9 protein-coding genes are annotated in these 14,697 nt (G+C 53.0%); all 9 read left to right on the plus strand.

Features of this window, described 5'->3' with window-relative positions:
* Positions 1–20: 20 nt before the first annotated feature.
* Positions 21–1,163 (plus strand): exonuclease SbcCD subunit D, encoded by a 1,143-nt coding sequence (locus tag HMPREF7545_RS03080; RefSeq protein ID WP_006694214.1) that lies wholly within the window; start codon positions 21–23, stop codon positions 1,161–1,163.
* Positions 1,160–4,240, plus strand: a complete 3,081-nt coding sequence (locus tag HMPREF7545_RS03085; RefSeq protein ID WP_006694215.1) for an AAA family ATPase — start codon at positions 1,160–1,162, stop codon at positions 4,238–4,240. Before HMPREF7545_RS03080 ends, HMPREF7545_RS03085 begins: the two co-directional genes overlap by 4 nt.
* Positions 4,237–7,785, plus strand: coding sequence for a PD-(D/E)XK nuclease family protein (locus HMPREF7545_RS03090; protein ID WP_006694216.1), 3,549 nt, complete (start codon positions 4,237–4,239; stop codon positions 7,783–7,785). The genes HMPREF7545_RS03085 and HMPREF7545_RS03090 overlap by 4 nt, the downstream gene beginning before the upstream one ends.
* Positions 7,778–11,548, plus strand: a complete 3,771-nt coding sequence (gene addA, locus HMPREF7545_RS03095) for a helicase-exonuclease AddAB subunit AddA (RefSeq protein WP_006694217.1) — start codon at positions 7,778–7,780, stop codon at positions 11,546–11,548. Before HMPREF7545_RS03090 ends, addA begins: the two co-directional genes overlap by 8 nt.
* Positions 11,549–11,639: 91 nt before the next feature.
* Positions 11,640–11,987 carry a histidine triad nucleotide-binding protein gene (locus HMPREF7545_RS03100; RefSeq protein ID WP_006694218.1) on the plus strand — a complete coding sequence of 116 codons (348 nt, stop codon included), beginning with the start codon at positions 11,640–11,642 and terminating at the stop codon, positions 11,985–11,987.
* A gap of 141 nt (positions 11,988–12,128) precedes the next feature.
* Positions 12,129–12,407 (plus strand): hypothetical protein, encoded by a 279-nt coding sequence (locus HMPREF7545_RS10025; protein ID WP_071585633.1) that lies wholly within the window; start codon positions 12,129–12,131, stop codon positions 12,405–12,407.
* Positions 12,397–12,861 carry a tRNA adenosine(34) deaminase TadA gene (gene tadA, locus HMPREF7545_RS03105; protein ID WP_006696105.1) on the plus strand — a complete coding sequence of 155 codons (465 nt, stop codon included), beginning with the start codon at positions 12,397–12,399 and terminating at the stop codon, positions 12,859–12,861. The genes HMPREF7545_RS10025 and tadA overlap by 11 nt, the downstream gene beginning before the upstream one ends.
* Positions 12,862–13,040: 179 nt before the next feature.
* Positions 13,041–13,667: a DUF47 domain-containing protein gene (locus tag HMPREF7545_RS03110; RefSeq protein WP_006694220.1), complete on the plus strand. Its 627-nt coding sequence runs from the start codon at positions 13,041–13,043 to the stop codon at positions 13,665–13,667.
* Complete coding sequence (locus tag HMPREF7545_RS03115; protein WP_006694221.1) at positions 13,660–14,658, plus strand: inorganic phosphate transporter; 999 nt, start codon at positions 13,660–13,662, stop codon at positions 14,656–14,658. The genes HMPREF7545_RS03110 and HMPREF7545_RS03115 overlap by 8 nt, the downstream gene beginning before the upstream one ends.
* Positions 14,659–14,697 lie beyond the last annotated feature (39 nt).

Consider the following 14,697-nt stretch of genomic DNA (forward strand, 5'->3'; position numbering starts at 1 on the left):
AGATAAGATGAGGGGATGTCATGCGTTTCATTCATACGGCAGATTGGCATTTGGGAAAACTCTTCGGACAGCGGCATATGACAGAGGATCAGGCGTATGTATTGGAGGAACTGCTTGCGCTCTGCAAGGATGTGCGTCCCGATGCCCTCGTCATTGCCGGTGATGTGTATGACCGCGCCATTCCACCTCCTGAGGCGGTCGAACTCTTCAACGAAATATTGACACGGCTCGCTGCGCAGGGAATCCGCGTGCTCTTTATTGCCGGAAATCATGACAGTGCTGTGCGCCTCGGCTTTGGCGCACAGCTTCTTCGTGCGTCCGGAATCTATCTGGCGGGAGCGGTACGCTCCGCAGAGCCGCCCGTCATTCTCTCAGATAAACACGGGGATGTCTACTTCTCGCTCATACCCTATGGAGATCCCCCGCATGTGCGTGAGGCATTTGCGCTCAATGAAAACGTATCCTTCGATGGTGCGCTTGTTGTACAGATTGCGGCGGCACGTGCACAGATTCCATCGTCGGCGCGCAGCGTGGCCGTCGCGCACGCCTTTGTCATCGGCGGTCAGACCTCGGAGTCCGAGCACGCGCTCTCCGTCGGCGGCAGCGATCACGTCAGCGCAGAGCACTTCGCTGCATATTCCTATACGGCACTTGGACATCTCCATGCACCCCAGCGGGCGGGTGCGGAGAACGTACGTTACTCCGGCTCATTGCTGAAATACTCCTTTGATGAAGCGCACCAAAAAAAGGGCATTGAGCTCGTCGAACTCAATGCCGCGGGTGCAGCATCTCACACGTTCTACCCGCTGACACCGCGCCATGATGTACGCATTGTACGCGGCATGATGGATGAGATCATGACGGATACGGATCCGCTTCCGCATGATGACTATATCTGTGTGGAGCTGTTCGATACGGATGCCGTGCTCGCCGCACATGAGAAACTGCGGCGAATCTATCCGAATCTCTTTACCATTACACGTCCGAACATCAACGTCAACCGACTTTCCTCCACGGAGCGCAGCTATGAACGCGGAAAATCCGACCTGCATCTCTTTTCCGATTTTTTTGCGGAAGTAACAGACGAGCAGATGACAGAGACAGAACGGGACGAACTCATTCGTATCATTGATTCGATGGAGCAGGGGGAGCGTGCAGAATGAGACCTCTGAAACTTCGCTTACAGGCATTCGGCTCCTATGTCGAGGAGCAGGTACTGGACTTCGAGACGGCACTGGCAAACGCGCCGTTTGTTCTCATTCATGGCGCAACGGGGACGGGAAAAACAACCATATTGGATGCGATTGTATTTGCACTGTATGGCGAATCCAGCGGCAACATTCGCGAGGGTACAACACTGCGGTCCTCCACCGCCCCCCCGGAGCGGGTCACGGAAGTAGAGTATGTATTTGCGCTCGGTCGCCGTCGCTTTCGTGTGCTGCGCTCCCCTGCATACGAACGTATGTCGCGCGGCAAGAAGACACGGCGTGCGGCAACGGGACAGCTCTATCGGCTTCCCGATGAGGGAGAAGATGGGGAGGAGACGCTGCTCGATTCAAATGTGACCGAGGTGTCGAAGCGCATCGGTCAACTCATCGGCTTTGATGCAGATCAGTTTCGTCAGGTCGTCTTGCTGCCGCAGGGACAGTTTCAGCGGTTTCTGCTTGCTGAGGTCAAGGATCGCAGTGCCATCATGCAGCGCATTTTTCGCACGGAGCGGTATCAACGTCTTGAGGAGGCACTGCTGCAGGAATCCATTCGTCTGGAAAATGCGGCAAAAGAGGAACGTGCTCAGATCGACCAAATGCTCCATTCGGAAAATCTGAACACGAGCGATGAACTGCGCGCGCATATTTCCGAGCTGAAAGAAGCGATCGATCGCCATGCCGATGAACTCAAGAATTTTGAGGCACGTCAAAAGGAAGCGCGTCGTGCACGTGAGCTCGGTGCATCGGCAGAACAGAAATTACAAGAGCTTGCAGCTGCACAGAAACACCTCGCAGAAAAACAGGCGCAGGAAGATGATGTGCGGGATTTTCGCATACGCTTGGAGCGTGCACAGCGTGCACATCCTGTCCTCTACACGGAACGCGAAGCAATACGGGCAGAGGAGCTGAAAAAGCGTCGGACGGATGAATTCAATGCGGCAGATGCCCGTTTTATCGCTGCAAAAGCAGAGTTTCAAACAGCGCAGGAAGCACGGAAGGCGGCAGAGGAACAGGAGCCGGAACGCTCGAAGAAAGCACAGCAGATGCAGCAGCTTACGGAATACGCAGAGCGTGCAGCACAGCTCCAAGACTGTCGAAAAGTCGTAGAGGAGCTTCGCGCCTCCAATGCACGCGCCGAAGAGACGGCAAAAAGCAATGCGTGCACGATCGAGAATCTACGTACGGAGCAATCAGAGAATGCAGAGCGCATCACCGCGCTTGAAAAAATTTTGGTGACACGCGAGGCATTTCAGCACGAGCAAGATCTCCTGAAACGCTGTCAGAATACCGCCGCCCGCATTGCAGAATGGAATGTGCAAATAGCGGAATTGGGCAAGAGGGAAGAATCGGCACAGCAGACATGGCAGGCTGCCGCCGAGACATTGACCACCGCAAAGACGAAGCTGCGGCAGATGCAGACACTCTATGACCTCGGCAGTGCTGCACGTCTCGCCGAGATGCTTGCAGATGGTGCACCCTGTCCCGTCTGCGGTGCGCTTTCACACCCGACTCCCGCCATCCACACGGAGGATATCCCATCCGAGCAGGTATTGGAACAATGCACAAAATCCGTCGAGATTGCAGAGAAGTCCGTGCAGGAATCCGCCCGCAAACTGGAAGATGCCAAAGCGGCTCATGCGAACGCATTGCAGAGCTACACCCGTGAACAGGAGCTGCTGCGCGAGTATCTTGCCTCTGATACATTGGAGGAACTCTCACAGCGCGTTGAGCAGCGCGGTATGGAGTTAAAAAACGCAGCACGGGAGCATCAGAAACGTGCGGCACAGTGTGCCGCGCAGAAGACACACCTGGAAAAATTGCTGACCGATCAACAGAGGCAGGAGGCGGAAGCACAGGAAAAACGCGATCTCCTGCGCGTGCGCGAGGGAGAGCAGACTGCGCTGGAATCACAGATCCCCGAGGAATACCGTGACCGTGCGCTCCTTGATGCACACATTTCTCGTCTGAAAGAAGAAGTGGAACGGGAGAAAAAAGAATATGCGGATGCGCTCCAAAGAGCAAACGAAACATCTGCAGAATATGCACGTGCGGAAAATGGAAAGAGTACCGCTCAGTGCGCTGCAGAAGAAGCATCTCAGAACGCGCAGACGGCACAAACGGCATATGCAGATGCACGTACATCTGCCGGGTTCTCCTCGGAGGAGGAATACCATGCGGCTGTCGAGGGGAAATGGGCAGACAGCAAGCATCTGGACGCAGTGCGTGAACGACTGACACTGTATGACAGCGAACGCAAAGCCGCAGAGGAGGTATTCCAAAAGGCAAAAGATGCCGCTGACGGGTGCGTCGCGCCCGATATGGAAGCACTGAAGGCCGCAGAGGCAGCAGCCGATCAGGCGGTGCAGGAGGCTGCGCAGGAGCAGGGCAAGCGTACGGAGCGTTGGAATGCGCTGAACCGTATGATGCAGAGCATCGTTGCGCTCGAACAATCCGGCGCAGCGCGTGCACAGCGTTACCGCATCATCGGCAAACTCGCCTCTGTTGCGGCGGCAAGAGCGCCCTATCAGGTGCATTTTCAGACCTATGTTCTGCGCTCGATCCTGAGCGATGTCATCGAGGCGGCAAATGCACGTCTCATCGTGATGAGCCGTGGACGCTATCGCCTCATCCACGGGGAGGGCGGACACAAAAACAAATGGTGGGGGCTCGAAATTGACGTATTCGATGAGTACACGGGGCTACCGCGCGTCTCACGCACACTGTCCGGCGGCGAGACCTTCCTCGCGTCCCTTGCACTGGCACTCGGACTATCGGATGTGGTGCAGCACTATGCGGGCGGGATGCACCTTGACATGATCTTCATCGACGAGGGCTTTGGCTCACTCGACAGCGAGACCCTCGACATTGCGATCCGTGCGCTGCTTGAGGTACAGCAGGAGGGCGGGCGTCTTGTCGGCATCATCTCCCATGTTGAGGAACTGCGTGCACGCATTCCCATCCATCTGGAGGTATTGCGTACGGCAAACGGCAGCAGAGCACACTTCACACAGGGCGGCTTGGAGGCATTATGACGGCAAAACTCGAGTTCATCATCGGACGCGCAGGAACGGGCAAGACACACACCTGCCTTGCCGCGATGAGACAGGCACTGGAGCGTGAGCCGCTCGGCAGACAGCGCATCCTCCTCGTTCCGGAGCATATGACCTATGCCGCAGAGCGTGCACTGGCACAGACACTGACACACAGTGCCGGATTTCTGCAGGCATATGTCTTTGGCTTCCGCCGTCTTGCAAGGCAGGTCCTTCTCGAGACCGGCGGTGCACATCTGTCTCGCATCAGCGATATTGGCAGACGCATCCTCCTAAAAGACATCCTGCTCAAGCACGAAAAGGAACTATCGGTCTTTGCACGCTCCGTCGGCAAGCGCGGATTTACCGAGACATTGGGACATACCATCGCTGAACTCAAACGCTACCGCCTGAGCACCGATGTCCTCCGTACTGCCGCCGATGATGATGCACATACGCAGGGACGACTCTCTAAAAAACTAAGGGAACTCGCCCTCATCATGGATGATCTCTCCGCACGCATGGAGGGACGGCTGACCGATCAGACCGATCGCATGGAGCGTCTTGCCGCCCAGTTGAAGGACGCACCGTTTTTGCGCGGGGCTGAGATCTGGGTGGACGGGTTCGATTTTTTCAATCCGCAGGAAATGGCAGTTTTCGTGGAACTCTTTCACACAGCGGATACGGTTCATATCAGTCTGACGATGGACGGACAGCGCGAGGGGGGCCGCGTGCGGGTCAATCTCCCCGAAAACACAAGGGATACGGGGCTGTTCGCGCGTTCTTATCAGACCATGCAGTCACTGACGAAGCTTCTTGTCGAGATGGATCCAGCGGCTGTGCCGGAAATACATCTTACGGAGGAGCAGCAGCGTGCACAAAAGCCATCGCTTGCAGCGATTGAAGGGCATCTGTTCGGACACGTACGTCTTGCTCCCATCGCGGACAATGCACTCAAGCTTGTCGAGGCAGCAAACCCGCGCCTCGAGGCGGAGGCCGTCGCGTCAGATATACTGCGCCTGGCACGCGAGGAGGGATATCGCTATCGTGAGATTGCCGTTCTCGTACGCGATATGGATACCTATGCGGATCTCCTGCTGCCGGCATTTGCCGACTGCGGCATCCCATGCCATCTGGATGCAAAGCGTCCGAGCACCCATCATCCTCTCGCAGAGCTTCTGCGCGCCGCCGCACAGACGGCATGGCGCGGCTGGGGGTACGATACCGTATTCCGTGCCCTGCGCACGGGATTTTTTCCTGTCGTGACAGAGCCAACAGATGATGGCGGCTTTTCCTGCGGCGATTGGCAGGAAGCGGTCGACCGACTGGAAAACTACTGTCTGGCGTTCGGCATCCACAGCGAAAATCAGTGGACGGCGACGGAGGACTGGGATTTTGTCCGCCGTACGATCCCGGAGGATGCGCGGGAGACAGAGCAAAATGCCATGCGCATTGCCGAGGAGATTGCCCTCGATGACATTCGTCGGCGCATTGCGGCACCGCTCTCATTGCTGACACAGAATCTTCGTCGGGAGGGATGCTTAGCGCAAGAGCGTGCCCATGCACTCTACAAATTCCTCACCAAACTGGAAGCGCCGCAGAAACTAGAGATGTGGAGTGCGGAAGCAGATGCCGAAGGGCGTCTTGCGGATGCGGCGGCACACCGACAGATCTGGGCTTCCTGTATGACACTCCTGGAGCAGCTGGTCGAGGTCAGCGGAGACGAGAACCTCTCTGCCCGTGACTTTGAGGAGCTGCTGCAGGACGGTCTAGATGCACTCGAAATTGCCCTGATTCCACCGGGGCTCGATCATGTCACGATTGCCGCCTTCGACCAGAACAGTCTCGCGGGCATTCGTGCCGCCTATATTATCGGTGCAAATGCAGGAACGATGCCGCGTGCGGGAGTACAGCAGGGCGTGCTGTCGGATGCAGATCGCCTTTCCATCCGCGAGTCGCTCGCACATACGAATCATACGATCTTCGGCGGCGGCCATGAGCAGAGCTTTCTGGAACGCTATCAGCTCTATCGTGGTTTTACCGAGGCACGGGAGTATCTGTGGGTCTCCTATGCACTCTCCTCTGCCGATGGAGCGGCACTCGCACCGTCGCCCCTGATCACTCGTCTGCGTGTGATTTGTCCGACGGTGCTCTCCATCCCGCTCGCCATGGTGGAGCGTACGGATGATCTTGTGCTCTCCGCGCCGCATCCCGTACTCTCATTGCTGGCAGGGGCTCTGCTCGGACAGAAGGAGCGCGGGATAATGCTCCCTCTCTGGAGTGATGTCTACAACTGGATGCGCAGCAATGCCGTGATGCATCCGCTGCTTCGTCTGATGGTGCGCGGTCTGGTTTCATCGCCGCGCGAGGAGGAGCAGCTGTCTTTGGCGACGGCAAAGCAGCTGTTTGCGCGTGACGGGCGGATCAGCGGCAGCACGACACGTCTGGAGACCTTTCGTCAATGCCCGTTCCGCCACTTTGCAATGTACGGTCTCGGTCTCAAGGAACGCGATGTCTATGAGTTTCAAAGCAATGACTTTGGCACGCTCCTGCATGAGATCCTACATGGATACGGTGAATGGGTGCGTACGAAACATGCGAACGACTGGTGCGCGGCAGAGCCCGACAGCGCGGCAAAGATCGATGAGCTGATGCACGAGGTCATTCCGCGCATCCGCAGCTCCGTTCTGATTAGCCGCGCCAGCTACCGCCATCGGATTGAACGCATTCGGCGCACCGCGCAGCAGGTCATCCGTCACCTGACATCGTGGGCAAAGGCATCGTCATTTCATCCGCTTGGATTTGAGATCAGTTTTGGACGCGACATGGATGATGTCCGTTTGGAGGAGTTTCAGCTTGCGGGCGGGGCAACACTCTCCCTGCGCGGGCAGATCGATCGCTTTGATGTGACAAAGGCGCGTGACTACTACCTCGTCCTCGACTACAAGACGGGAGGAACATCCCTGCTCCTGCCCGAGATTCGCCACGGGCTGAAGATGCAGCTGCTGCTCTATCTCTTTGTCATACGCAGCCTCCTCCATGATACAGACAGCTTTCCGGCGGGGATGCTCTATGCTCCTGTCGTGAATCCCATCGTCAAGAGCGATGTGCGTCTGGATGATAGCGACCTTCACAAGATGGTTGCAAAGGACATGGTACTCACGGGGATGCTGATCGACGATCCGGAGATCACACAGAGCATTGACGCGATGGGGGAGCATCTCTGCATCACCTTCAACAAGGACAAAAGCATTTCCAAGGCATCGGCAAGGCACATTCGTTCACGCGAGGAGTTTGAACAGCTGCTTGCCTATCTGCCGCAGCTGATCCGCACGACTGCCGAGGAGATCCTGCAGGGCAATATACAGGTTGCGCCCTATCGTTTTCGGGATCGCAATGCCTGTACCTTCTGTACCTATCGCTCCATCTGCTCGTTCGATCCGGAGGTTGGACAGGGGGATCATTATCGTGAGATTGCAGACAATGCACAGGCAGCGATGGAGGAGATTGCACAGATGGTGTGCGGGGAGGTGAAGTCCAATGGCTGAACGGATGCAGTTTACCGCCGATCAACAAAAAGCGATTGAGACGCGTGGACAGAACATCCTCGTCGCTGCGGCAGCAGGGTCGGGAAAGACGCGCGTACTGGTCGAGCGCATCATCTCGCAGGTACGTACGGGAACGCTGTCGCTGGACCGCATCCTCGTCCTCACCTTTACCAAGGCTGCTGCATCGGAGATGCGTGAGCGCATTGAGGCAGCACTCAACGCCGAAATTGATGTCATTGTCGAGAACGGCGGGGCACTCGAAGATGTCGCTGCGCTCGAACGGCAGCGCGTCCTCCTCACGGGAGCGGATATCTCAACATTCCACTCCTTTTGTCAGCATCTGATCCAGTCACATATCGATGCGACAGAGATCCCGCCGACCTTCCGTATTGCAAGCGAGCAGGAGATTCGGCTGCTGAAAAACGACGTGTTTGAACAGATGATTGAGAGCGAATATGAGAAAGCGGCAGCGGGCGACCCCGAGGGCTTTCTTTCCTTTTCCGATGCCTATGGAGGCGTGAAGGGGGACGACGAAAAACTGCAGGGAGAAATCCTTGCACTGCACGCCTTTTCGCTCAGTCAGCCCTCGCCCGTGACATGGCTTGCGGCACAGGGAAACGAGCCCACCGATGCGCCGTATTGGGCGCGTGACGGATTTCAGACACTGGCAGATGAGTTGGAGCACAGTCTTTCACAGGTCTGCACGAACTATACGGCGGCAATCGAGCTTCTCAAAAGCGGCGGCAATGACCTGCGTACGGCAGCAGCCAAATGTCTTGAAGCACTTGTGCATAACAGGGAAATCTACGAGGATTTGCACGCGGAGCTCAATGGATTTGTGAATGCCAGACAGGACAGCGCATGGGAAGCATTTCTGGCGCAAGCGGCTGCGGCGAAAAAGGCGAAAAAAAATATACCGCGCAAAGCGGTCGAGGACTGTGATCCCGAGGTCGGAGCACAGCTCAAGAAGCTGACGGAGAATATCCATGCCCCGTGGGACGGCTGCATTGCTCGTCTGCCCGCAACAGCACAGGAGCTATATGATACCGAAAATGCTGCAAATGCCGCCATCCGTCAGTACGTTCGCCTGACAATAGCATTTCACAATGCGTTTCAACAAAAAAAAATTGAGCGCAGCATCCTCGATTTCAGCGACCTTGAACATACGGCACTCGAACTTCTCTGTCGCGATCCGAAGCAGCTGCAGGAGGATCCGACCGTTGCCGCGCCGACCGAGATTGCCGATGAGCTGCGGGCCCATTACGACGCAATCATGGTGGACGAGTACCAGGATACAAACGGACTGCAGGAGGGGATTCTGCGGCAGATTGCACGCGAAAACAACCGCTTCATTGTCGGTGATGTGAAGCAGAGCATCTATCGGTTTCGCCTTGCCGATCCGTCGCTCTTTCAGCATACCTATGAGGCATACCGTGGCGACAGCGCGGAGGGCGAACTCGTGACGATGTCCGATAACTTCCGCAGCCGCGCCGAGGTGCTTGAGCCCATCAACGAGATCTTCTCACAGATCATGAGCAAAGAAGCGGTCGACATTTCCTATGACGTTCATGCGCATCTCAATCCAGGACTCGTATTTGCAGAGCCGACAAAGGGAACGTCACTCGCAGGGCCGCTTGAGATCAACCTCCTGCATGCAGACTATTCCGCTGACGCGGAGGGGGAGGAAGAACGAAAAGCATTTGAAATTGAGGCGCATTTTATTGCACGCCGCATTCAGAAACTCAAATCCGAGGGGTATGTTCTGCACAACGGGCATGCTGTCCAAAACAAGGATATTGTCATTCTCCTGCGTGGCGCGAAGGAGCGTGCGGGGATTTTGCTGGATGCGCTGCGAAAAGAGAATATCCCCGCGTATGCGGACGATACTGCCGGCTATTTTGAGGCGAGTGAGATTCGCATGATGCTCTCCCTGCTTGCCGTATTGGACAACGCCCGTCAGGATACACCGCTCACCGCCGTACTCGTATCACCCATGATTGGCATGACGATGGAGGATATGGCTGCACTGCGCATACATACACCGCTTGGCGGGATCTATGACATCCTGATAGGTGCAACGGGGGGAGGACTTTCAGACGAGCTCACAGCAAAGGCGGCAAATGCACTGGAGCGCATCCGATATTGGCGACGCTGCGTCCTCGTGCAGAGCGTTCCCGAACTGCTCCGTCTGCTCTATCGTGAGACGGGCTACTATGACTACGTCGGGGGACTCCCCGGCGGCATCCTGCGGCAGGCAAATCTGCGTATGCTCATTGACCGTGCTGCCGATTTCGAGCGGACAAACGAGCGCGGACTATTTCGCTTTCTGCGTTACATCGATGCACTGAAGCGGCGCAGCACAGATCTCTCTGTTGCGCGTACCCTCGGTGAAAGCGAGGATGTCGTGCGCATCATGACGATTCACCGCAGCAAGGGGCTGGAGTTTCCCATCGTCTTTCTTGCCAATATCGCAGGCGCGTTCAATATGCAGGACGCACAGGGTGATCTGCTCTGTCATGCACACGAGGGCATCGGTCTGCGTGTCTATGAGAACAGCATGACCGGACGGCAGAAATACGATACCATGTCACGGAGGAAGGTCAAAGCCGTCATTCAACGTGAGACGATGGCGGAGGAGGTGCGTATCCTCTATGTTGCCATGACGCGTGCACAGGAAAAGCTCATCCTGACGGGTACTCTGAACATCACGCGTACGGGCAAAGATGCATTGGAGCAGCTGCGTGAAACCTGTCTCAAATATACACCGATTCAGGACGCTGTATTTCCAAAAGAAGCCATTCTCGGCGCGAGATCCTATCTCGACTGGATTGCACTCTCTCTGATGCGCCATCCCGATGGTGCGGTGCTGTTTAACGATACAGATGATATTGTGTGTCGTATGCCAAGCAATCCAAAGGCGCACTTTGATGTACGGATCATTGACGAGAATATACGCGCATCACAAAAAGAAGCACAGGAAAACGAGGATGACATTCTCACTGCCGTCCGTGTCGATGAACCGCTCCCAGTGGGCAAGGATGCCGACCGAGTCGCGGCGGTTCTGGGTTGGGTCTATGATTTGCGCGGAACAGTGCAGATCCACGCAAAGACCAGCGTCACGGAGCTCAAGCGGCAGCAGGAAGCCGAGGAAAAATCGATCGCTCCATTCCTGCCGGCTGTTGGTGATTCGGTAGATACACCGCTGGAATGGGAAGTTCCGCGCTTCCTGCGCTCATCGGAACGAGAGTATCTGACGCCGATGGAGCGCGGAACGGCAATGCACACAGTTATGCAGCAGCTCGACCTATCGGATATCGCAAACATTGCTGCCATTGAACAGCAGGTGAATGCACTCGTGGAAAAAGGGATTCTCACGGAAGCAGAGCGCAGCATCATCAATCTCGATCACATATGGACTTTTGTCTCGTCCAATCTGGGACGACGTATGCATGCGGCAAAGGCAGTCTATCGCGAACTCCCCTTCGGGCGTCTCCTGCCGGCACATGCTTACTATAAAGGGGCAACAGACGAAAACGATCAGATTTTTTTGCAGGGCATCATCGATGTCCTCTTTGAGGAGGAAAACGGTAACTACATCTTGGTCGACTACAAGACCGACCGTAAAATCTCCGCCGCAACTGCGCGGGCCCGCTATCAGTTCCAGATCGATCTTTACTGCGACGCCGTAGAGACCATCCTTGACAAGCCGGTCAAAGAACGCTATCTCTTCCTGCTCAATACAGGGAAGGAAGTAAAGATGTGAAATACAACGGTTTCGTGATCCTTAAAAACAGGAAGGAATAATGGCTCTTCTTATCGAATTTATTCCAATAAATTGAAAGGAAGTGACTCAAATGGCGAACTGTATCTTTTGTAAGATTGCACAAGGAGAGATTCCTTCGACAAAGGTCTATGAGGATGATCAAGTGCTCGCGTTTCGTGATCTCGATCCGCAGGCACCGGAACACATTCTCGTCATACCAAAAAAACACATTGCAAGTATTCTTGCTCTGGGGGCAGAGGATAAAGACCTGACGGGGCATCTCCTGACCGAGGTCATTCCTGAGATTGCCCGCAATTTGGGGGTCGACATTAACGGATTTCGTCTTGTAACAAATACGGGATCAGATGGAGGACAGACGGTCGAACATCTGCATTTTCACCTCCTCGGCGGACGACCGCTTACATGGCCGCCCGGATAACAAAAAACATGCTCTCACAAAAGGTATTATTCCATGTTTTACAGGAATGATACCTTCTTTCTATTTAAGTTTTATGACCAAAAAACGATACCACTAATATAAGATAGAATAGTTTGTTAATATTGACAGGGGGTGTCAACAGTGTCAGAGCGTATTGAACGTGTCATGCGCATAAAACGAATGCGATTCAATAATGATGCGTTATTCGAACGCAGAAGAGGATTTGATGATAGGGAACAAGAAGGTGCTTTTGCCTCTGTATTCGAAGAAGCCGTAGAAAAGAAAAAAAATCAGCAGTCGAAGGGAACCTCTTCAGATTGTGCATATCGACTCGATGTTGGTCGTCCTACACAATCCCTCTTTTATCAGGGAAAAGCTGATATTTCAAAAGCAATGGAGAAGCCGCCTCATGCTGGATGATATCACCGGAATGCGTATGGCACTGGAAGAGGCAAAGCATGCATATGCACTAGGAGAGGTTCCGATTGGCGCAGTGATTATAGATAAAGCAGGAACACTGATTGCTCGCGGATGCAACCTTCGTGAAACCCAGCACGATGCAACAGCGCATGCAGAATTGATTGCCATTCGGCGTGCGTGTAAAAGCCTTGGACGCTGGCGCTTGACAGAAATGACTCTATATGTAACCATAGAGCCATGCCCCATGTGCGCCGGTGCGATTGTCATGAGTCGTATCTCCCGTATCGTTTATGGGAGTACAGATAGGAAAGCAGGGGGGTGTGAGTCTCTGTTTAATATCACATCTTGTCCTGGACTGAATCACCAGCCAGAAATATGTGCGGGTATATTGGCCGATGAGTGTTCAGCTATAATAAAGAAATTTTTTAAAGAACGACGAAAGCATTATACATGACCTATCCCTAGTTGCAGTCATCTTGCCGCTAGGGATTTTTAATGTATCTAATGAATGACGCGGTGCCTTTCCTTTTCAAATTTTATCTTGCTGTCAATCTGAATTGATGATATTATTAGTAGGCAGGTTTTGTATACACGCCTCCAGTTTAATATCTTCGTTAAGGAGGGACTGGACTTATGTTTAATTTTAAACAGAAAGATGATGAATTCTTTGATCTGTTTATTGAAAGTGCAAAATTTTTTCATACAGGTGCTCTCGTCTTAAATGAAGTTATGAAAGATTATACTACTACACCCGAAAAAGTGGAGGAAATCAATCGTATTGAACATAAAGCTGATGCCATCAATGATCGCATCATTGACAAGTTAAATCTAACCTTTATTACTCCAATTGATCGAGAAGATATATATGCTCTTGCCAATGATCTTGATGATGGTGTTGATTTATTGCAAGGAATATTACAACGTTACGATATGTATCGCATGGGAAAGCCCATGCCGGGGGCAATTAACTTAACAAAACTTCTCATATCAGCAACAGAAGAAGTTGTCCGTGCAGTGTCTTTTCTCGAAAATATTCGTAAAAATCAAGTACAGATATTGGATGCCTCTCATAAGATCGAACGCTATGAAAGTGAAGGAGATCTTATCTATCGGAGTGAAGTCGCCTATCTTTTCGAACACGAAAAAGATCCAATTGAGCTCATTCGCTGGAAGGATGTATTAGAGCAGCTGGAAGATACTTTGGACCATTGTGAACTCATTGCTGACATGCTGCGGGGAGTTGTAATGAAATATGCCTGATTTGCAGCTTCTGATCTTTTTGGTTATTCTTTTAGCTCTGATATTTGATTTTATCAACGGTTTTCACGATACCGCAAATGCAATTGCCACTTCTGTTTCAACAAGAGCAATTCATCCGCAGCACGCAATTATCATGGCGGCTGTCCTTAATTTTTTTGGTGCAATGTACAGCACCGGTGTCGCAAAAACGATTGGATCAGATATTGTTAAATCGGCATCGCATGTAGATGAGCATGTTCTTATCGCTGCGCTTTTCGGAGCTATCGTATGGAATATAATCACTTGGAAGTTTGCTATGCCCTCAAGCAGTTCACATGCCCTTATCGGAGGCGTGATCGGAGCAGTGATTATGTCCTCTTCGGGCGTTGATGGATTGAATTTTGAAGGTATAGGAAAAATTATTCTCTCTTTGATATTATCCCCGGTTGTCGGTATGGTTTCTGGTTGCATTATCATGTTATTTTTATTTCGTTTTTTTGGGCACTTTCGTCCGACATCCATCAATGGTAAGTTTAAAAAAATGCAAATCTTATCCGCAGCCACAATGGCCTTTTCACACGGCTCAAATGACGCACAAAAATCAATGGGTATAATAACATTGGCCTTATTATCCGGTGGATATATTGACGTATTTGAAGTTCCGACATACGTTAAAGTATTGGCAGCGACTGCAATGGCCTGCGGCACAGCGGTCGGCGGGTGGAGAATTATCAAAACTATTGGCGGGAAAATATTTAAACTTCAACCGATTTCCGGATTTTCTGCCGACTTGAATTCATCTATTATAATATTTGGAGCGACGCTTTTACATCTGCCGGTAAGTACAACACATGTAGTATCGGGCTCAATCATGGGGGTTGGTGCGGCAAAGCGCATCAATGCCGTTCGCTGGGGGGTTGCTCAACAAATGGTTGCCGCATGGATACTAACAATTCCATGTACGGCAATTATGGGTGCACTCACTTATAAGTTCATAATTTTATTTGTTTAAAAAATAAAAAATCCTGCTCGCTATGGAGCAGGATTTTTC

Origin of the sequence: Centipeda noxia ATCC 43541, from assembly GCF_000160555.1 — a bacterium.
GTDB lineage: Bacteria > Bacillota > Negativicutes > Selenomonadales > Selenomonadaceae > Centipeda > Centipeda noxia.

What these genes read in the sequence shown, in the direction of transcription:
- HMPREF7545_RS03080 (WP_006694214.1), top strand. Translation starts at nt 21, where the DNA reads ATGCGTTTCATTCATACGGCAGATTGGCATTTGGGAAAACTCTTCGGA.
- HMPREF7545_RS03085 (WP_006694215.1), top strand. Translation starts at nt 1,160, where the DNA reads ATGAGACCTCTGAAACTTCGCTTACAGGCATTCGGCTCCTATGTCGAG.
- HMPREF7545_RS03090 (WP_006694216.1), top strand. Translation starts at nt 4,237, where the DNA reads ATGACGGCAAAACTCGAGTTCATCATCGGACGCGCAGGAACGGGCAAG.
- addA (WP_006694217.1), top strand. Translation starts at nt 7,778, where the DNA reads ATGGCTGAACGGATGCAGTTTACCGCCGATCAACAAAAAGCGATTGAG.
- HMPREF7545_RS03100 (WP_006694218.1), top strand. Translation starts at nt 11,640, where the DNA reads ATGGCGAACTGTATCTTTTGTAAGATTGCACAAGGAGAGATTCCTTCG.
- tadA (WP_006696105.1), top strand. Translation starts at nt 12,397, where the DNA reads ATGCTGGATGATATCACCGGAATGCGTATGGCACTGGAAGAGGCAAAG.
- HMPREF7545_RS03110 (WP_006694220.1), top strand. Translation starts at nt 13,041, where the DNA reads ATGTTTAATTTTAAACAGAAAGATGATGAATTCTTTGATCTGTTTATT.
- HMPREF7545_RS03115 (WP_006694221.1), top strand. Translation starts at nt 13,660, where the DNA reads ATGCCTGATTTGCAGCTTCTGATCTTTTTGGTTATTCTTTTAGCTCTG.